16 protein-coding genes are annotated in these 19,329 nt (G+C 37.4%); 7 read left to right on the top strand and 9 right to left on the bottom strand.

Translation table 11 applies throughout. The features are described 5' to 3' along the window. Positions 1–17: 17 nt before the first annotated feature. On the bottom strand, positions 18–596 hold the full coding sequence (locus tag WNY98_RS02410) for an LON peptidase substrate-binding domain-containing protein (RefSeq protein ID WP_024598118.1): 579 nt from the start codon (positions 594–596) through the stop codon (positions 18–20). Between the two features lie 235 nt (positions 597–831). After that, positions 832–1,104 carry a hypothetical protein gene (locus WNY98_RS02405; RefSeq protein WP_342877030.1) on the bottom strand — a complete coding sequence of 91 codons (273 nt, stop codon included), beginning with the start codon at positions 1,102–1,104 and terminating at the stop codon, positions 832–834. Between the two features lie 299 nt (positions 1,105–1,403). Here WNY98_RS02405 and WNY98_RS02400 point away from each other — a divergent pair, with 299 nt between their 5' ends. Beyond that, positions 1,404–3,095, top strand: a complete 1,692-nt coding sequence (locus WNY98_RS02400) for an alkaline phosphatase D family protein (RefSeq protein ID WP_342877029.1) — start codon at positions 1,404–1,406, stop codon at positions 3,093–3,095. A gap of 60 nt (positions 3,096–3,155) precedes the next feature. Here the strand turns inward: WNY98_RS02400 and WNY98_RS02395 are convergent, their stop codons facing one another. Both WNY98_RS02395 and WNY98_RS02390 read right to left on the bottom strand, forming a co-directional pair. Continuing rightward, positions 3,156–4,634, bottom strand: a complete 1,479-nt coding sequence (locus WNY98_RS02395; protein ID WP_342877028.1) for a cellulase family glycosylhydrolase — start codon at positions 4,632–4,634, stop codon at positions 3,156–3,158. 399 nt (positions 4,635–5,033) lie between these two features. Then, positions 5,034–5,384, bottom strand: a complete 351-nt coding sequence (locus tag WNY98_RS02390) for a hypothetical protein (protein ID WP_076924732.1) — start codon at positions 5,382–5,384, stop codon at positions 5,034–5,036. Positions 5,385–5,569: 185 nt separating this feature from the next. Between WNY98_RS02390 and WNY98_RS02385 the strand changes: the two genes are divergently transcribed. After that, positions 5,570–6,199 (top strand): hemolysin III family protein, encoded by a 630-nt coding sequence (locus tag WNY98_RS02385; RefSeq protein ID WP_342877027.1) that lies wholly within the window; start codon positions 5,570–5,572, stop codon positions 6,197–6,199. A gap of 199 nt (positions 6,200–6,398) precedes the next feature. Here WNY98_RS02385 and WNY98_RS02380 read toward each other — a convergent pair whose 3' ends face one another. Then, positions 6,399–8,717, bottom strand: coding sequence for a hypothetical protein (locus WNY98_RS02380; RefSeq protein WP_342877026.1), 2,319 nt, complete (start codon positions 8,715–8,717; stop codon positions 6,399–6,401). A gap of 1,124 nt (positions 8,718–9,841) precedes the next feature. On the opposite strand from WNY98_RS02380, the gene WNY98_RS02375 reads away from it, so the two are divergent. Then, positions 9,842–10,741 (top strand): SDR family oxidoreductase, encoded by a 900-nt coding sequence (locus WNY98_RS02375; RefSeq protein ID WP_342877025.1) that lies wholly within the window; start codon positions 9,842–9,844, stop codon positions 10,739–10,741. 270 nt (positions 10,742–11,011) lie between these two features. Here the strand turns inward: WNY98_RS02375 and WNY98_RS02370 are convergent, their stop codons facing one another. The 3 genes from WNY98_RS02370 to WNY98_RS02360 form a co-directional block, all read right to left on the bottom strand. Then, a complete protein-coding gene (locus WNY98_RS02370; RefSeq protein ID WP_182732992.1) occupies positions 11,012–11,563 on the bottom strand; it encodes a diguanylate cyclase in 552 nt (183 codons plus the stop codon). Positions 11,564–12,114: 551 nt separating this feature from the next. Beyond that, positions 12,115–12,426: an MGMT family protein gene (locus WNY98_RS02365; RefSeq protein ID WP_182694914.1), complete on the bottom strand. Its 312-nt coding sequence runs from the start codon at positions 12,424–12,426 to the stop codon at positions 12,115–12,117. After that, positions 12,416–13,312 (bottom strand): LysR family transcriptional regulator, encoded by an 897-nt coding sequence (locus WNY98_RS02360; protein WP_342874815.1) that lies wholly within the window; start codon positions 13,310–13,312, stop codon positions 12,416–12,418. Before WNY98_RS02360 ends, WNY98_RS02365 begins: the two co-directional genes overlap by 11 nt. A 122-nt stretch (positions 13,313–13,434) precedes the next feature. On the opposite strand from WNY98_RS02360, the gene WNY98_RS02355 reads away from it, so the two are divergent. Both WNY98_RS02355 and WNY98_RS02350 read left to right on the top strand, forming a co-directional pair. Beyond that, entirely contained in the window at positions 13,435–14,517 is a 1,083-nt protein-coding gene (locus tag WNY98_RS02355) for an efflux RND transporter periplasmic adaptor subunit (RefSeq protein WP_170071433.1), read from the top strand. Positions 14,518–14,519: 2 nt separating this feature from the next. Further along, positions 14,520–17,588, top strand: coding sequence for an efflux RND transporter permease subunit (locus tag WNY98_RS02350; protein ID WP_342877024.1), 3,069 nt, complete (start codon positions 14,520–14,522; stop codon positions 17,586–17,588). Positions 17,589–17,698: 110 nt separating this feature from the next. Here WNY98_RS02350 and WNY98_RS02345 read toward each other — a convergent pair whose 3' ends face one another. Further along, positions 17,699–18,031, bottom strand: coding sequence for a PBPRA1643 family SWIM/SEC-C metal-binding motif protein (locus WNY98_RS02345; RefSeq protein WP_342877023.1), 333 nt, complete (start codon positions 18,029–18,031; stop codon positions 17,699–17,701). Positions 18,032–18,273: 242 nt separating this feature from the next. Between WNY98_RS02345 and WNY98_RS02340 the strand changes: the two genes are divergently transcribed. After that, positions 18,274–18,528 (top strand): MetJ regulator of methionine regulon, encoded by a 255-nt coding sequence (locus tag WNY98_RS02340; protein WP_342877022.1) that lies wholly within the window; start codon positions 18,274–18,276, stop codon positions 18,526–18,528. 47 nt (positions 18,529–18,575) lie between these two features. Next, positions 18,576–19,160 (top strand): hypothetical protein, encoded by a 585-nt coding sequence (locus tag WNY98_RS02335; RefSeq protein ID WP_342877021.1) that lies wholly within the window; start codon positions 18,576–18,578, stop codon positions 19,158–19,160. Positions 19,161–19,329: the final 169 nt, after the last annotated feature.

Genomic DNA, 19,329 nt, shown 5'->3' with positions numbered 1-19,329 from the left:
ATTTAGGATCATAAAATTTAGGCAAATTCGTTATTAATCACAGTATGGAGGAAATTCAGTAAGTTATCAAAATTCGTTTCAAATGCAAGTTGCTGTTTTTTCTCAATAGAAACAGGTAGGAGTTCAAGCCAACGTGCTGCAATCCAAGGAAGCTTGTCAAAATGAGTTTTCTTGTACAACAAATTAAGTTCCGTATTACCATCAAACACGTTTTTAAGCGCGTCGTGTAATAGGTAATGTTCACCAATTTGATTGTTAGAATCGTTGTACCAATACGGCGTATTACAAGGCGATACTAAGCCATGACGTAATTCGTCTTCGTCTTGATAAACGTCATTAATTTGCACATTTTGCGATGCAAATACATCAATTAATAATACATCGTTATCGTCTTGGTCAAAATCAATAATATCAACAAGGCAACCTTGCGCGCTTATATTAAAAGGCGTGTCATGCTCAAACGTACAAAGCACAAACCCTGTATTATTTTTTAATGCGGTTTTAACCATATTTAAATAACGAGGCTCAAATATGCGTAATCGCGTATAACCTTCAGGTAACATAAAAATGGGTAATGGAAAAATCGCACGTTTCATAAAGTCTACTTATTTCAAACACTCTGCCTTTATTTACGTGCGCTTTTGCTAAGTCGATCAGCTTTGTATGAATCGAATTAATTACCAGCTATATAATTGGCTAAAGATTAAACCAACCTCCCATAGCTTTAAACACTTGTACCGAGTAATAAGCGCTAATCATGCTGACTACGGGTGCTAACATTAATGCAAATAATCCAAGTTCACTGCTCATCGTTTTAATCCTTTAAATGATTTATTTTACGTTTTTAATACTAGTGTCAGTATTTTTAAGCGTTGTGCTATCTGTTAAAGCGGGCTCATCTAATAAACTCTCTAAAACAGTTTTGGCATCAAAATAAAGCGTTTCCTTTAATGATTTTTCAAGCTCAGTAGTGGTTTGCTGAACATAGCTTGCTACACTTTGAGTTAATATATCAGTTACATCTAGGTCCACCTCTACTGCATGTACTTGCGCAGAACCTAATACTAATAAACTTGCCATAGCGATTTTAATTGAATGTTTCATAATGGTATTCCTTGTTTGTGTATTGTTTAGACGTAATTACATACTCAAGGGTTGTGCCAACATAAAAATAAAATTTAAACAACTGTAATTAAAGAACTTTATACAAATAGCTTTAATTTAAAAAATTCATCTCTTGTTAATTTAACCATTAAATTTAATTTTTTGACTACTTTTTAGTTAATAAATAAAAGAGGTTTAAGTGTATTAATATCGTCACACTAAATACATTTAGCGTTTATAAAAACGTCATATCTAATCGTTAAAGTGCGCACCACTATTAATAATTAAAAAAGTGCAGTATGACTCTTTCATCACGTCGAAATTTTTTAAAAACCTCAGCAGCAAGTATATTTACCGTCGCAGTATCGAGTGCCATTACAGGTTGTGCTCAAACATTAATAAACAAACCTCTATCGGCTATTGAATTTAAACACGGTGTAGCGAGTGGCGATCCGCTTAGCCATGCTTTAATTATTTGGACACGCGCATCCACTGCTCAATCAAATTTTGAAGTTACTGTTGCCTGGGAGTTGGCAAGTGATTCTCAATTTAAAAACATTATTCGCAGCGGGCGCGAGCAAACAGATAAAAGCCGCGACTTTACAATAAAAATAGATGTGCAAGACCTTACTCCAAACACAGAATACTTTTATCGTTTTATGGGGTTGAATACACAAAGCCCTATTGGCCGGGCTAAAACACTACCAATAAACAATGTTGAACAAATAAAAATGGCTGTGGTGTCGTGCTCAAACTACCCTGCTGGGTACTTTAATGTCTACACAGATGCCGCTAAGCAAAAAGATTTAGATGTAGTGCTACATTTGGGAGATTATATTTACGAATACCCGATGGGTGGATACGCTACCGAAAATGCTGAAAAAATTGGTCGCCAATTAGCAGCCGATAACAGCGGTGAAATTATTACCCTTAGCGACTATCGCAAGCGTTATGCTATTTACAGAACAGACAAAGGCCTTCAAGCACTTCACGCTGCAGCGCCATTTATCGCAATATGGGATGATCACGAAGTTACCAACGATACCTTTAAAAGTGGTGCTGAAAATCATACCCCTGATGAAGGTGACTTTTTTAAGCGCCGCGCAGCAGCTATTCAAGCGTATTACGAATGGCTGCCAATTAGACCACCCATGGGCGAGCAAAGCCCGCAAATATACCGTACCTTCGATTTTGGTAATTTAATAAGCTTACACATGCTAGATACTCGCGTAATAGCACGCGATAAACAACTCGCTTACAGCGACTATAAAAACCTAGAGACCAATCAAATGGATGTTGCTCGCTTTGCCAGTGATTTAAATAATCCAAAAAGGCAGTTACTAGGTAACACACAACTTAACTGGCTTACGAGTGCAATAACTAAATCAAATGCAAAGTGGCAAATATTAGGCCAGCAAGTATTGATGACTAAAATGTGGCTACCTACTGAAATATTCTCGCAATCCGATCGCACCAAAATACCCCAGGTATTAAAAGAGCTTGTTGCCATTAAAAAAGCCGTGTTAGCAAATAAAGCGGTAACACCCGCGCAACTTGCACGCGTAAATACTTTAATGCCTTACAATTTAGATGCGTGGGATGGTTACCCCAGCGAGCGCGAAGCATTATACAAAAGCGTTACCGCATTAAATAAAAAGTTAGTCGTGGTTGCAGGTGATACGCACAATGCGTGGCATGGCACATTAAAAAATGCAAAAGGCGAAAGCGTAGGAGTAGAGTTTGCAACACCAGGTGTTACATCCCCGGGTATGGAGCATTATTTAGCGCTTAATACGGCACAAGCAAAACAAATGGCAGACTCGCTTTCATTGTTAATAAACGACTTAAACTATTGTGACTTATCACACCGTGGATATATGTTACTGACGATTACTAAAGAGCAAATAACAACCGTTTGGCGCTATATAGATAACATAAACTCCCCAAGCTATAACATAGTTAACCAGCATCAAAGTGTTTATAAAGGCTAATACTTTTAAAAAAGAAGGTAAATGTATACTTACCTTCTTTGTATATTTTATAAAACGTGCTTAATTACAAGTATAAAGAAGCGTCCACGAAGCATCACTTCCTGGAAGGCTATTTGTATACCAATTTGCGCTGTATGCATTGCCTTGATATTGCATTTTATCGTCGGTGTTATTGTGAGTAAACGGACCACCTGTGTAATCTTTGTTCACCCAATTAGGGTATGTATTAATGCCATTACAATCGATTGAACTCACAACACTACATCCATTTGTATCAACACTTGTACCAGTGGGTGTATCTGGGCACTGATCAAAATCATCATTCACACCATCGTTATCCACATCGCTTTGTGGTTCAACTACTTCAACAACACAGCCTACATTATTAACAGTTTCATCTGCAGGTGTATTAGGGCATTGATCAACACTATCGCTAATACCATCACCATCGCTGTCAGTTACTGCACAACCAATACTATCAACCGTTGTACCTGCAGGAGTGTTATCGCACTGATCGTTACTATCACTTATACCATCGCCATCAGAGTCTAAAGCAACCGTACTACCACCCCAACCTTGAATGATCTCTTTAACTTGAGTGCCTGACGCGGTTAGTGAATTCCAACTACCGCCTGGAGTAAATAACGATGCACCTTCGTTTTTATCGTTTAAAGCCCAGTTAGCGTGGCTAATATTGTTTGTTTTAAAAAATGCCATCCATGCATCGGTTTCATTAATATTAACACCACCATTGCCATCAGCATTAACTGTTCCCCACTCTGTGGCGAATAGTGCAATGCCGTTATCGAGTGCAGTTTGTGCTTTATTTCGATACGATTGGCCATGCGTGCCAGCATAAAAATGCAGAGTGTAAGCAATATTGGCGCGATCAATTGGGTTTTGTGATGCCACATCCACATCTTGTGACCACGTAGGCGTACCAACCACAATTAAGTTATCAGGGTCGATTGCTCTAATTTTATCAATAACTGTTTCTGCGTAAGGCTTAATATCGTTAGCCCACGAGATTTGTAACGGCTCATTATAAATTTCATAAATAACATTGTCGTACTGCCCATATTTGGTCGCTACGTCTTCAAAAAAGCGAATTGCAGTTGCTTGTTCGGTATGTGCTTCATGGCTATGAAAATCAATAATAACGTACATATCTTCGCTAATAGCTGCGTTTACAACAGTATCAAGACGGCTCATATTGCCCTCCCAATCAAAGTTCAAACTACCACCGGTACTCGTACCATGGCCAATAGCTGCACGAATTAATGTTGCATTAAATTCAGTTTTTGCCTTTGCTACTGTTTCTGCGGTGTAAAATTTTTCAGCGCCCCACCCCGTATTACTCCAAAATAGGCTAGGTCCTGCAAAGCTTGTGTTTTCTCCACCTGCAAGAATTTGGTTACCACTCACCGTTAACTTCTCAACAGCGGCATTGGCCATTGTTGAGCATCCTAATAATAAAGCTAACGATAAGCTCGCCACTTTAAAATCCTTTCTTTTGTGATTATTTGAACTGTTATTCATCGTATTTCCTTAAATTGAAATTATCAGTCGTCATTGCTTGACGTAATAAATTGATACCAAACCAATACTTAATAGCTAAACAAAGTTAATTTGGCGAGCAGAAAGTATCATTTATTTATTAACATTAAATGAATAAAAAGGTACAAGGAGAAGGAATTTAATTAACTAAATATCAACAAATGAGCAATTTAACGAGGTTTGAGGATTTTACTGGGTATATACAGGCATTTACACGATGTTTACATGATGCAGGCAAAAAATCTCGGTTACAAAAAATATATATAAAAATGAAAAGGCGGTAATAATAATTATTACCGCCATTAATAATAGCTAAATATCAGGAATAAATATTAGGGAGGCAATTAATAAGCCAACCAAACCTAGCTCTAATTAATTGGTTTATTTTTTTGTGGGAAGTACTTTTCTGCCCAAACGGTATGCATCCATCATGCTCAGCACCCAAATTATAATCATTAAAGGTACATACTTATATTCAGCGAGTTTAGCGCAGGCGTCGGAAGGTTGTTGCGCGGCTTTTAATATGGCCGTAACCGACATGGGGATTTTACCGTGTACAATTTCATTTGCAGTACACTGTGCAATCGCAAATATATCTTGAAAGGTTAAAATTAAAAAAACAGTAAATACACCCGCAAAAATAGCGCCTATTAGGTGTTTTTTTAAAGAGAAATGCCCCGCTCCAGGATAAACAATGGCGGTAAGTAAAGCAGCTTTTAGATCTTGTTTCATGGTTATTTCAGCTCGTAATATGTATTACACTAGACACCAACATAGTGAATTAATTCTCTTTAAAATCAAGTAAAAGCTAAAGTAGCGTATCAAATAAAGTTATTTAGAATTACTCACAGCTAAGATTGAAACTTTCAGCGTACAGTTGTACACTGAAATTAATTCCAATAGTGGTAGGAACAGTTATGTCGTTAGAAGCGCCTTATTCCCGTAAAGAAGAGAAATTAAACGTAATCAGCCATGCACTCGGTATTATATTTGCCGCATTTGTTATGTGGGATTTATTTAGCCAAGCCACCAGCACTAACGCGTATATTAGTACTGCAATTTATGGAAGCAGCTTATTTGTGCTGTTTTTGTCATCCACTTTGTACCACGCCAGTATTCAGCCGCGCTTAAGAGCCTTTTATAAAAAGTGCGATCACTGCGCCATATACTTATTAATTGCCGGCACCTACACTCCCTTTTTATTAATCTCATTATCCGGTGCTTGGTCATGGGCAACACTTACATTTATATGGGTGGTGGCACTAGCAGGCGTTGCGTACAAAGTATTTGTAAAAAACGGTAATAAAAAAATATCACTCGCCACCTACTTGCTCATGGGTTGGTTTGCACTGGCTATTGTATATCCGCTTTATTCAAGTGTTGATGTAAAAGCACTTTACTGGCTACTTGCCGGCGGTATTTTTTATAGTTTAGGTACATTATTTTACAGCGCTAAAAGCACCCAATTTAGCCACGCTATCTGGCACTTATTTGTTATTGCTGGGTGTGTTTGCCATTATATTTCAATTAGCAATTATGTTTATTGAGCCTGTATAGCCAATTAGAATGGTCTGGTTTGAGCGATGAGCAGACCGTCAGTCTTTGCGGTAGGCTGTTTCAAGCTCAAAGCTGCCTGTCATATGAAATGTTAACTTTTGCCACTTAGTACAAATATTAACAGGATCTACTTGAATTTCGCTGTATCGTAAATTTTTAGCAGACATATATATGAAAAAATAGTAGTACTTAGTCTGAGATCATCAATGCTGGCCAAAATGCAGGATTAATAACAATTAAATTGCTATTATTCTTCTTCATAATTCCATTCACCAATTGCATATTATAATTAAAATCATATATGTATTTAGCTTCGTCATTAATGGTTAACCCAATAAACCCATACCATAAAAGTAAATCTATAATTTTTTTACAATGTGATTCATCAACACCAAACTCAACCAATGTTGTATTTATTTCAGGTATAGTTAAACGAGGTTTAGAGCTAATGAATGCATATAAAACATCATCGACATCTTTTTCTATATCACTAATCTCATATCCTATGTCAGATAGTAAATCAGTAGAGTATGCAGTAAGCCCTTTTTCTAAATCTTTGGCTTCTATGGATTCATGATTTAAATTTATTGCAAAGCTTTTACACTGGCTAACAAGATTAAGTAAAAATCTAGGTCTCATAAGAGATCTATCTATTAAGTATTGAGATGTTTCTTCGCCCTTATAATGACTTACGCAAATTTTTGGCCATAATGCTTCAAATCTCTCTTTACTATCTAAATTATTTGACACTATTCTCAAACGAAGTAACTCTCTTAATAAATCAGGGTCTGTCCAATCAAGTAAAACCTTCGCTTCTTTTCCTTTATCAGAGGTTTCTTTTACCAATAATTCATAAACATCATTTCTCAAAAATACTATAGAAAATACTTCACTATTAGATTTTGAAAATTGTCTTTGTATTTTTTTTGTTGCGTCTATTAGTGCTCTTATTATTAATAAATCTTCGTGTTCTAAACCAGAAGTAGGCCAGCCTTTATCTATATTATCGAAAAGTAACCAACACACATCTTTATTTTTCATATATTCTATTATTAAAGATGAAAGCTCTTTAACATCATGACAGTAAATAAGTTCTGTGAGTTTTGATGATGACAACCTTACACCACTTTTATCGCTATATTTTGAAGTGTATTCAGAAGTGATCTTTTCCATTAAAGAACTCATCCTTTCTGAAAAATCTCCATCTGTATCATAACCTTCGGTATGATATATATCTGCTAATTTTCTGTATGGTTCATATAAATGGTGATTATTTAGATGGTTTTCTCTATCCGATTCTAAAATTTTATAACATATCTCTAATAGAAGAACATACTCCCAAAAAGCCATTATTGTATGTTGAAAAGTACCTTCTTCCAGAAATGATAGTATCATTTCTTTAAATTTAATTAATTTATATCCATCAGGTTTTAAATCTAGGACTATATTGCCGATTTTTGCTCTTTCTTCATCTCTTACTTGTAAAAAAATAGCTGATTTCCCTGAACCTTTTCTTCCAACTACAATATTTGCTTCACCGCGTATGGACTTTAAAAATTGATCTGTTTGTAAGTAATAATCTTCTAAAGTTCGCATTTCATTTTCTGCTGAACTTGAACCAAGATCTAACGACTGCAAAAAAGTTTCATTTGCAATTTTTGAAATTTTCACTTCTTTTTGAAAAGCTTCAGAAACACTAGCCGCAAATTCTGCGATTTGATGGTCAATATCCTTGGGGTGATTACAGTGTTTTACAAGATCTCTGTAATCAATTGGTACTGGTGTTTCGCCAAATTGCAGTAAACTATGAGGCTTATTCATTCCCCTAGCTAAACCAGCAATAAATGAGCCTCTCATATTATTTAGATCAGCTCCTACAGAATTGTTACTAAGTAATGGAATTAACACTCCATACGATTGTGCTATTTGCTCAATAGCATCATATGCAGAAAGCCTAGATTGTTCATGCGGATCAAAGGATCTAAACATTAACTTCGCTTTTTTTACTCTTGCCATTATTTGAGTTGCAAAATCTGTCTTGTGAGGCCCTACCAATAAATAAACCGGTGCTCTGACATTTAGCTTATGAAACGTATTTAAAGGTGATTCAGGAATTGAATTGTTTATAAAATTGGCTAGTTCAGATGAGTTTTGATACGTTTGAAATCCAAGAGTGTCAAATATACCAACAGTATTAATAGTTAAATCTGATTCAGCAATGCTTGAGTTTTTAACTATTAATACTCTTTTATTCCTACCAATAGCATAAGCTATTTCATAAGTTACATTAAAGTTCAGAACAGATATATCCGCTACGAGGTAATCCGCTTCGTCAATATTTGATAATACTTCTTCAGATATAAAATGCCCTGGTATATCTAAGGATTTCCAAGAAGTCACCGTAGTATCTGAAGATTGATTTACTTTTGAAACTGCTGCTTCTATTGTTGCTCCAATTTCAGGAGGGTTTCCTGCATAAGCAAAAAAACCTGTATGATTAGATGGCATTATTATTCCTTCAAGTTAAAAACCAAGCCGCAGAATACGTATTTAAATTAACAACCCATAATCACCTAAATAGTTAATTTAATCAATTAAATAGTATCTATTATTTAGAATAAACCTCAGACGAAAAATGGTAATCATACTTAACGAATGTAACCGAATAATTGCTGACGATTAACCAAGTTATTAATTCATTCTGAAATAAATAATTTCGATGTAATATTGAACGACCGCTTTGGTGGCTTAGCTGTCCAATTCAGAGGTTTTTGAAAAGTAATGTAAGAAATCAAGATTCTTCCTTTTTTAATTGATTTATCTTCAACCTAGCCTCTGCGGTGTTCGTAAGACTTACCTGTAAAGTGCCCATCGCCTCATAAAAAAAGCACGGTGCACGCACAGTAATAAAAAGTAATAATATTTTGTATTAGACGAACTTACTTGACGTTTTATTGCAATTACCATGAAACTCCAGTTTGTTTTTTACACTAAAGAAAAGCTAACGTCGAAACGTACAAAATTTAGTTCAAGTGCCACGCATACTTGCGATAGGTGAAAATTCTATATTTGGCTTCTATAATTTTCGGGGGGATTAGCATATCACTTAACGACACATTTTAACGTGCTGCTATTTTCTGGCTTAATTATAAGCCCATCAGTGTAGCCATAAACGCACCTTCCCAACTTGATTGGCTTAATGAACGGTGTGTAATATTTTCGGTACTAATATCCACTTTTTACCCGTCATCCGCACTTATATTTTCAACAGTTTAAATATAAACACTTTAAAATAAGTAACATAGCTTAATATTTAAAAAGCACCTCTGTGGCATATCTATTGCTTTTTTATAAAGAAGGCGGTGTACGTAAACGGCTAAAAATGTCAATTTTAAAGGAGAGACAGAGTGGGAGCATTACGAGCTAACTATAATATTGCTATTCGTGCTAAATCAGTTAGTCGCTCTTTAGCTTCGACATTTTACAACCACACACGCTTCTTATGTTTTTTACATCACCCAATTCATGCTAAGCAAAGAGAAGTAACAGCATTGCTGTGCTGTCTGAGATTACGCTTTTTGTGATTACATGCAATTAATCGAACTTAAACTTTACGTTGAGGAGACTTTGATATGCCAACTAATCAATTTACTATGCAAGATCCTAGAAGCCAATATCAGATGGGACGTACCGAAAAAGACAGTAATCAACCGGAACCAGGGCTAGATGAAATTTTAAAACCTAAAGCAGATCATGGCGAAGATTCCTATGAGGGCCACGAAAGGTTAAAAGGCCGTAAAGCTTTGATCACAGGCGGCGACTCTGGGATTGGAAAAGCCGTAGCCATCGCATTTGCAAGAGAAGGTGCTGAAGTTGTTATTAATTACTTACCCAGCGAAGAAACCGATGCGAAAGAAACACTCGATATACTAAAAGCCAGTGGTAACAAGGCTTGGGGTATTGCAGGTGACATATCTGATGAAGATTTCTGTAACAGCCTTGTCGCTCAAAGCGTTGAATACTTGGGGTCAATTGACATACTAGTTAATAATGCTGGTAAGCAACAATTTGTCGCCGAGTTAGAAGATTTATCTACCGAGCAATTTTGCCAAACATATGCAACAAATGTATTTGCTATGTTTTGGATAACAAAGGCCGCAGTAAAGCATATGCCACCCGGGGCAAGTATTATTAACACAACCTCTATCCAATGTTACCAGCCTTCTGCTGGACTTCTTGATTACGCATCAACTAAAGGCGCAATTACTAGCTTTACTAAAAGTTTAGCAAAAATGGTAATAGATAAAGGCATTCGGGTTAATGGTGTTGCTCCAGGGCCAATTTGGACTCCGCTACAACAAAGTGGCGGCCAACCGGCGAAAAAACTTCCCGAATTTGGTGATAACGTGCCACTAGGTAGACCAGGCCAACCTGCCGAGCTAGCCCCAACATATGTATACTTAGCTTCGCAAGAGTCAAGTTACATTACCGCTGAAATAATGGGCGTGACAGGTGGGCAACATCTACCTTAATCATCAACAGATGATTGTTAAACAACATAATAGCGGCGAGTATACGCCGCTTTTATTACCTACTCTTTTTGCATCACATCTAAACAAAATCCACTAAGTATTCGTGAAACCGTGGTTATAAACACCCTAAAAGCCTGAGTTACCCACTGCACTATTTGACTTAGTACGAGGTTGAGTGACCCTATTTAAGCACGCATAAACAAACTGCTTAAACAACTAGAGCTGCTTAAGCAGTCAACTTAGGCTTTATACCTATTTATCAAACTGGTTTTATGCGTTGTCTTTTTTAGCACGTATACCGCGAATGAACTCTTCTAAATAAGGCATAAACTCTAGCACGAGTGATATGAGTAGCACTGTTATCAAGTAAGTTATTGGTATTGGTGACTCTTTTAATTGGAGCGTAAATTCGGGAGGAAAGCCCCCAGGAGTAAATAATGCTGTAAATTGCTCCCAGTGCCGCGCAATAATTAATACTAAAGCCAACAGCGGTATCATTTCTAAAAAGCTATGTATATGCTGCTCTATTGGCCCCACTCTACGTTTACTTACCGCGTAAGTTACATCCCACATTGCTGTAAGTTCATGAATAAAAAACAACAAGATACTAATAGCAATAATCAAACTATTAACTTCAAAAATTAAAACAAGAATTAACGGTATACCCACTTCGGCAAACATTAATAAATGAATAAACGACTCTTTTGCACCACTTGTTGTAGAAATATTACTACGTCGATGACAAAACCAATCCGCAATGCCAGCTACAAGCCAAATAGGGATCACAAAGTACATTAAAATAACTAAAGTAGGGTCAGTCATATTTGGTTAGTCCTTAAAATCAAGTTTTTAAAAATTGTCACACTCAAAACTAAATATATACGCTTGGTCATTTCGATAATTAATAACGTACCGATGAGCATAAATCGTGTTCTTCAAACACGTTCTAGCCACTTTTATTATAGCTTTAAGAATTTTTACTTAGCTGTATATGAGATACCCTTTAAAGCGAGCTCTTGTACCACCACGGATATGCTCATTATTTTCTACGACAGATTGTTAGTTCAAGTGGCATGCCAAACTTTTATTTTTAGTGGATTGCATGAAAACGCAGGTATAGGTAGGTGTGGAAGAACTTTAGGCTAATCTCTTTGTATTTTTGATGGCTAGAAAGTAGAAAATATGCCCCTTTTTTGTAACTTTTTCATTTAGCGATAATCTAGGTTAGTAAGGAGCTTGTATTGAAGATAAAACTAAATGCTCAAATATCAGGTTATTTATATGTATTGCTAAACTTCATAAATAAAAAAGTGGTCAACATGCTTGGCTTGGTAACAATGTTTAAATACTATTATTAAGCCATTCCTTGTCTTCTACTGCCATCGGCACTCGCGCATATTCACTTTGTCGTTTTTAAACAATACGCCTTCTGATAATAACTTTTCACGTTGTTCTTGGTATTTTTCGCTACCTTCAGGGAATGATATTTTACCTTGGCTATTCACTACCCTGTGCCAAGGTATAACTGAGTCGTTTGGCATCACTTTTAATAAGCGCCCAACCAACCGTGAGTTTTGCGGATAGCCCGCAAGAGCGGCAACTTGCCCGTAACTTGCTACTTTGCCTATTGGTATGCCTGCGATAACAGTATAAATAAGTGTTTCTTTATCAATATCAGCGTTCATTTAAATACGCCTCACTAAGTACTTTAAATTGCTCCCAAATAGTACGCGCTACAGGGCCGTGGTGCATTGCATGCTGCCTAAAGGCTCTAATTTGCGCACTAAACTTATGCTCTCGGTCAGTTATGTGTATTTCTTGAAGTAAGCCAGCTTTTATTTCAGAGTCGCAGTGCTCTAGGCTCATCATTGCCCACCCAGCACCTGAAAGTAAAAACGATTTTAAGGTCGATACATCATCAATTTTCATCATGGCGGAGCCTTTTGAGTACGATAGCCTGTCGCTGTCGATACTCAAGTCACTTTCAAACATGGCTAAACACGGATACGTTTGCAGTTCGCTATAGGTGAGCCTTTGAGGGAGTACGCCTTTAGCGCTCACAATGCCAATAGCAAGCTTGCCAATTGGTACACTTTCTAAGTCGCCTGTTGCATGAAATAAGTCAAACCACGGGCCAATGCCTAATTCGGCTTGCCCACTGTTTACTTGCTCTAATGAAATAAAGCGTTTTCCGCTTGTTAAGCTAAATTCGGTGCTAGTAAACAACCTAAAAGTATTACTTATGATCTCATTGTAACTTTGCATATGGCACAGTTGTTCGTAACAAATTCTAAATTGAGGCTCATTGCCTAATGCTAATTCTTCAGCAAGTTGTGCCAGCTCGTCGTTGGCATGCAGAAGTTGCTTCGCTTCGCGGTGAAAAATTCGCCCTTTTTCAGTAAGCTGTAATCGGTACTTACTTCTGTCTAGTAACTCAAATCCTATTTTGGCTTCTAAGTTTTTAATGGCGAGTGTAAGCGCTGGCTGCGTTTTATGTAGCTTTAGTGCTGCTCCGCTTAAGCTTGCGCTTTGTACTATGGCATCTAAAATTATTAATTGATTCAGCTTCATATACCGCTCTGCAACATCATAAGTAAAACTTATTGAGTTTCTAAAATTTAATGATTTTTATTTTATATGTTTGCAGCGTATGCTGCACTTAATTATTTTGCCATCATTGCAACGGAGAAGACATGAAACTCTTTCGTCTATGTTTATTAACAACGACCTTACTTAGCTTAATAGCCTGTTCTGAGCCAGAACAACAAGTTAAAGAAGAGCCTATTCGCCCTGTTAAATTATTCAACATAGGTCATGATACGCAAACTAACATTCGCAGCTTTCCTGCTGAGGTTGTTGCAAACCAAGGCTCTTACCTAGCTTTTAGGGTAAACGGCGAACTTGTTAAGTTTCCTGTGCTTGCTGGTGAACACGTTGAAAAAGGTGATTTATTAGCAAAACTGGATCCAGAAGATTTTCAGTTACAGTTTGACGAACGTAAAGCACGCTTTGAGCTGGCAAAGTCACAACTTGGCCGTATTGAGCAATTGTTTGAGAAAAAAATCACCAGCCAATCAGAATTAGATGAAGCCACTGCTAATATGCAAATTGCTGAGTCTGCATTTAAAATTGCACAAACAAACCTTGAGTACAGCGAGCTGCGCGCGCCATTTTCAGGCACGGTCGCAAAAGTATTTGTTAAAAACTTTGAAAATATTCAAGCAAAGCAAAATATATTACGTTTAGAAACACGCGATTTAATGGACGTAGAAATTCAGGTTCCTGAAAAAATAGTCGCTCGCTTTAAAAAAGGCACCGATTACCACCCTACTGTAAAGTTTGATGGCTTTGACGACAAAGAGTACATACTTGATATTAAAGAGTGGGATACCCAAGCAGATCCTGCAACACTTACTTATAAGGTTGTATTTTCGCTACCAGTACCTGAGGACTTTAATTTACTCGCAGGTATGACGGGTAGTGTGCTTATTGATTTAAGCAAAGTAACGCGCTCGCAAGTTGCCTACACAATACTACCTATCGAGTCGGTGTTTTCTGAGCCGCAAGAATCAATTGAAGATAACGCCTACGTATGGCTTTTTGATTCAAAAACTAGCCAAGTACACAAACAAGCTGTGAAGGTTGGCCAGTTGCACCGCGATGGTATTGAAGTGTTAAGTGGTATTAAAGAAGGCCAAATTGTAGTTTCAGCCGGTGTGCATTCACTAAAAGAAGGCATGAAAGTAAGAGCATGGAATAAAGAGCGAGGCTTATAATTATGAGCTTTGCACAACTCTCCATAGAGAAAAAAGTAATCAGTTGGATGTTTACGCTGCTTCTATTAATTGGCGGTAGTGTGTCGTACTTTGATTTAGGGCAACTAGAAGACCCTGAGTTTACGCTTAAAAAAGCCATGGTTATTACCATGTACCCTGGCGCTTCGCCGCAGCAAGTTGAAGAAGAAGTTACTTTTCCGATTGAAAACGCGATTCAGCAACTCCCTTATGTTGATTACGTTACCTCCATTTCATCTAACGGTAAATCGCAAATTTCAGTAGAAATGAAAAGCAATTATCGTAAAGAGCAGCTTCGCCAAATTTGGGATGAAATGCGCCGTAAAATTAACGACCTTTCTCCGTCGTTACCTAGTGGTGTTTATCCTAGTACTATTTTGGATGACTTTGCCGATGTTTACGGTGTTATGTATTCGGTAACTGGTGATGGCTACTCGTATGACGAGCTTAAAGATTACGTCGATTTTTTAAAGCGTGAGCTGGTATTGGTTAAAGGCGTTAGTAAAGTAACCGTTGCGGGGCAACAACAAGCGCAAGTAATGGTTGAAGTTTCTACGCGTAAGCTTGCTCAATTAGGTATTGCGCCAAGCCATATATTCCAGTTATTGCAATCGCAAAATACGGTATCTAACGCAGGTAAAATTCGTGTTGGCGATGAGTCAATTCGCTTGCACCCTACTGGCGAATTTAAAGATGTAAAAGAGCTCGAAACCTTATTAATTTCAAAATCAGGTGCCAATGAGCTTATTTACTTAGGCGATGTAGCCAAGGTTTACAGAGAGTACGCAGAAGTACCAAATAACATTATTCGTTATAACTCTCAGCAAGCTTTACTTATTGGCGTATCGTTTATGTCGGGTGTTAACGTGGTTGATGTGGGTAAAAACATAGATGAGCATTTAGCATCACTTGAATATCAACGCCCTCATGGTATTCACATAAATTCTGTATACAACCAACCACAAGAGGTTCAAAAATCGGTTGATGGTTTTATTATCAGCTTACTTGAAGCCATTGCGATTGTTATTGTTGTACTGCTGTTATTTATGGGTCTAAAAAGCGGCATTTTAATTGGTGGTATTTTACTGCTTACCGTACTGGGTACGTTTATATTTATGAAGTTGTTTGCTATCGACTTGCAACGTATATCGCTTGGAGCACTTATTATTGCTCTTGGTATGCTAGTTGATAACGCCATAGTCGTCACCGAAGGCATACTTATAAACCTTAAACGTGGCCAAACAAAACTAAAAGCGGCTGTTAACATTGTTGAGCAAACAAAATGGCCCTTACTTGGAGCTACAGTAATTGCAGTCACTGCCTTTGCGCCAATTGGTTTAAGCTCTGATGCCAGTGGTGAATTTGCCGGTAGCTTGTTTTGGGTGTTGTTTATTTCGCTTTTATTAAGCTGGATAACAGCCATAACATTAACGCCATTTTTTGCCAATTTAATGTTTAAAGAAAACGAATTTAAAAACGAAGAAGGCCAAGAAGATGAAGACCCGTACAAAGGTTTTATTTTTAATGGTTATAAAGCGATTTTAGATTTAGCACTGCACTTTAGAAAAACCACGCTTATATTAATGGTTGTTTTGCTATGTACTGCGGTTGTTGGTTTTGGCTCTGTAAAACAGTCGTTTTTCCCTGCCTCTAATACACCTATGTTTTATGTAGATTATTGGCAAGAGCAAGGCTCTGATATTCGCTCAACCCTTGAGGGCGTTAAAAAGCTTGAAGAGTTTTTGCAAAAAGAAGACCTTGTCGAAGAAGTAACAAGTACTACGGGCCAAGGTGCACCGCGCTTTATGCTTACCTACGCGCCTGAAAAATCATATCCCGCGTATGGGCAATTAATTATTCGTGTTGCCGACAGAGAAGCCGTAGCAACTGTAATGCAAACAGTGCGTGATTACTCAAGCAATCATGCACTCTCTGCACAGCTTAAAATTAAACCGATGGAAATTGGCCCTTCTACTGATGCAAAAATAGAAGCGCGTTTTTCGGGCCCTGATCCTGTTGTTTTAAGACAACTAGCCGCTAAAGCCGAAGAGCTGATTGGTGAAGACGAAGGCGCATATAATATTCGTGATGACTGGCGCGCACGTACCAAAATGATTCGCCCGCAGTTTAACGAGCAAAAAGCACGTCGATTAGGTATTAGTAAATCAGACTTAGATAATGTGTTGCTAACGAGCTTATCGGGTAAACAAGTGGGCGTATATCGCGATGGTACACAGTTACTACCTATTATTGCTCGCTCTCCTGCTAACGAGCGCTTAAACGTAGAAAGCGTACACGACCTTCAAATATACAGCCCAGTTCTTGGTGTATTTATACCAGTGACCCAAGTTGTAGACGAATTTGATGTGCAGTGGGAAGACAGCTTAATAATGCGACGCGATCGCAAACGTACAATCACGGTAATGGCCGATAACAATGTATTAGGTGATGAAACACCCGCTAAATTATTTGCACGTATTCGCGGCCCAATAGAGAACATGGAACTACCACGTGGTTACCAACTTGAATGGGGCGGCGAATATGAGTCATCAAGCGATGCTCAAAAAGCAATATTTGGCTCATTACCACTGGGTTATTTAGCTATGTTTGCAGTTACCGTATTACTTTTTAACTCGCTTAAACAACCACTAATTATATGGGCAACAGTGCCACTTGCTATAATTGGTGTAAGTGCAGGCTTATTAGCGATGAATGCGCCGTTTAGCTTTATGGGGCTACTTGGTTTGTTAAGCTTAAGCGGTATGCTAATTAAAAACGGTATTGTATTAGTTGATCAAATAAACCTTGAATTAAGGGAAGGTAAATCGCCCTATGAAGCCGTGTTTGACTCTGGTGTGAGCCGTGTACGACCAGTTGCAATGGCAGCTATAACTACTATTTTGGGTATGATCCCGCTGTTATTTGACGTGTTCTTCCAGTCAATGGCGGTAACAATTATGTTTGGTTTGGGCTTTGCTACAATTTTGACTCTAATTGTAGTGCCAGTACTGTACACGGTTATATTTAGAATTGATTACGAGCCTCGTAAGTAGTTAAACATATAATTGGTTAACATTAAAAAATGCCACAGGTTCAAAATCCTGTGGCATTTTTATTTAATACCGATAAAAAAAGAAAGGCTACATATTTAGTTGTTAAGAAACTAACCGCAACACTTTTTATATTTTTTGCCACTACCACATACACAAGGTGCGTTACGCTCTGGTACTTTATCAAATACTTGTGGTGTGGATTTACTAAGCGCAAAGTCTAGTTCGCGAATATCTTCTGGTACGTCTGCTTTAACTTCAATTGAAGCAAACAGCGAATGCTCTTCTAGTATGGCTTCTATTTCTGATTGTCGTTCAGCTGAGTTTACAATTAGCGTTAGCTGGTGTAACTCTGTGCCTACCTTTGCGGTACGATTTGGCGCAAATCCATTACTGTTATTTTTACCCATTATGTCGGGCTTACCCATAAAGAAAAATTTTGACATGTTACTTCTGTAACCTTTCTACATTATTAAGACGGCGCATCTTAACAGCTTACCCAGCATATAACTAAGGTGTACTTGCTAATGCACAATATAAATCAAGCTTTAGCGTATATACGCCTAATATAGCGACATAATGAGGACATTTAATGGATTTAGGCAAAATTTGAATTCGAAATATAGTAAAATTATACTAGCTAGACTCAGTGGCGTTTTAACATCTAACTCAATATTATGGAAAAGCCTTGGAAAACTTTAAAATTGCACTACTAATAGCGGGCAGCCTTTTTATACTTTTTGGTTATTTACGTTTTATAACTGACGATAATGGTAATGTAAACTTAAACAACTACCGATTTACAGGTGGTTTACTACTTGTGATTTCAGGCATGGTTGATGGTACACGCGATCTAGCTAAACGCCTGCGCTCTAAAAACGCATTATCGGCGATTGCGATTTATTTCGGTATACTCTTATTTTGCATTGGTTTTAGCATTTAAGCGCTAATTTGGGCTTTATACAAGCAGCATTTTATAAGTGAATCTCTGTGACCTTTAAACAACTATTCAATAGCGCTCTACTACTTATAGCAACGGCTCCCCCACTGGCTTTACTTACATGGGATGAACAAGCCGATCCCGCTTTTATCCCCAACGGTATATACGACACTTTAACGTTTACGTTATTTCCTATAATGACGATAGTGCTGTCGGTAGTTTTATTTAGGCACTTATATAAAAAGTATAATAGTAACTTTGAATTTAAACATACGGTCAAAGATTATATTGATGTGCATGGGAAGTTCCGCAGCGCATTTATACCACTGTTTTTGCCTATTTTAATTTACTTATGGTTGTGGACGTCGGTATGTATTTCAGCAAAGTTACTTGCCAATAAATACAGCGACAATATATGGCAGCAAGAATATCAATTACTTGAAGTAGGCACTTGCCCAACTGATTATGAATACAGTTGCTCAAAACTGACTGTGCTTGACTTAAAAAGCTACAGGAAACACAGTTTTAGATGGTATTTAGATAAGAGTAAGTTGGTGAGTTTGCAAAATAACAACGTAAATTTAGTGGGCGTTACAAGCCCACTGGGTAATATAGTACAAGAAATACAGTGGTAGTGATAAATACCAATCCGCAATAATACTTGATCAATTTGAGGGCTTAAACCTGACGCTAACTGTGTTAAAAATTTCTGATATAGAACAACTAAATAACGAAATTTTTGCCTTGTTATCGACACGGTTTTCTTACCTCAAAATAGCTCAATTAATTAAGCAGATTGGTATA

It is taken from the genome of Pseudoalteromonas sp. AS71 (genome assembly GCF_038900275.1).
Lineage (GTDB): Bacteria > Pseudomonadota > Gammaproteobacteria > Enterobacterales > Alteromonadaceae > Pseudoalteromonas.
The sequence above is the reverse complement of the archived record's forward strand: the minus strand, read 5'-3'. Positions and strand labels throughout refer to the sequence as shown.

What these genes read in the sequence shown, in the direction of transcription:
- WNY98_RS02405 (WP_342877030.1), bottom strand. Translation starts at nt 1,104, where the DNA reads ATGAAACATTCAATTAAAATCGCTATGGCAAGTTTATTAGTATTAGGT.
- WNY98_RS02390 (WP_076924732.1), bottom strand. Translation starts at nt 5,384, where the DNA reads ATGAAACAAGATCTAAAAGCTGCTTTACTTACCGCCATTGTTTATCCT.
- WNY98_RS02385 (WP_342877027.1), top strand. Translation starts at nt 5,570, where the DNA reads ATGTCGTTAGAAGCGCCTTATTCCCGTAAAGAAGAGAAATTAAACGTA.
- WNY98_RS02350 (WP_342877024.1), top strand. Translation starts at nt 14,520, where the DNA reads ATGAGCTTTGCACAACTCTCCATAGAGAAAAAAGTAATCAGTTGGATG.
- WNY98_RS02410 (WP_024598118.1), bottom strand. Translation starts at nt 596, where the DNA reads ATGAAACGTGCGATTTTTCCATTACCCATTTTTATGTTACCTGAAGGT.
- WNY98_RS02400 (WP_342877029.1), top strand. Translation starts at nt 1,404, where the DNA reads ATGACTCTTTCATCACGTCGAAATTTTTTAAAAACCTCAGCAGCAAGT.
- WNY98_RS02375 (WP_342877025.1), top strand. Translation starts at nt 9,842, where the DNA reads ATGCCAACTAATCAATTTACTATGCAAGATCCTAGAAGCCAATATCAG.
- WNY98_RS02365 (WP_182694914.1), bottom strand. Translation starts at nt 12,426, where the DNA reads ATGAACGCTGATATTGATAAAGAAACACTTATTTATACTGTTATCGCA.
- WNY98_RS02395 (WP_342877028.1), bottom strand. Translation starts at nt 4,634, where the DNA reads ATGAATAACAGTTCAAATAATCACAAAAGAAAGGATTTTAAAGTGGCG.
- WNY98_RS02345 (WP_342877023.1), bottom strand. Translation starts at nt 18,031, where the DNA reads ATGTCAAAATTTTTCTTTATGGGTAAGCCCGACATAATGGGTAAAAAT.
- WNY98_RS02355 (WP_170071433.1), top strand. Translation starts at nt 13,435, where the DNA reads ATGAAACTCTTTCGTCTATGTTTATTAACAACGACCTTACTTAGCTTA.
- WNY98_RS02370 (WP_182732992.1), bottom strand. Translation starts at nt 11,563, where the DNA reads ATGACTGACCCTACTTTAGTTATTTTAATGTACTTTGTGATCCCTATT.
- WNY98_RS02380 (WP_342877026.1), bottom strand. Translation starts at nt 8,717, where the DNA reads ATGCCATCTAATCATACAGGTTTTTTTGCTTATGCAGGAAACCCTCCT.
- WNY98_RS02360 (WP_342874815.1), bottom strand. Translation starts at nt 13,312, where the DNA reads ATGAAGCTGAATCAATTAATAATTTTAGATGCCATAGTACAAAGCGCA.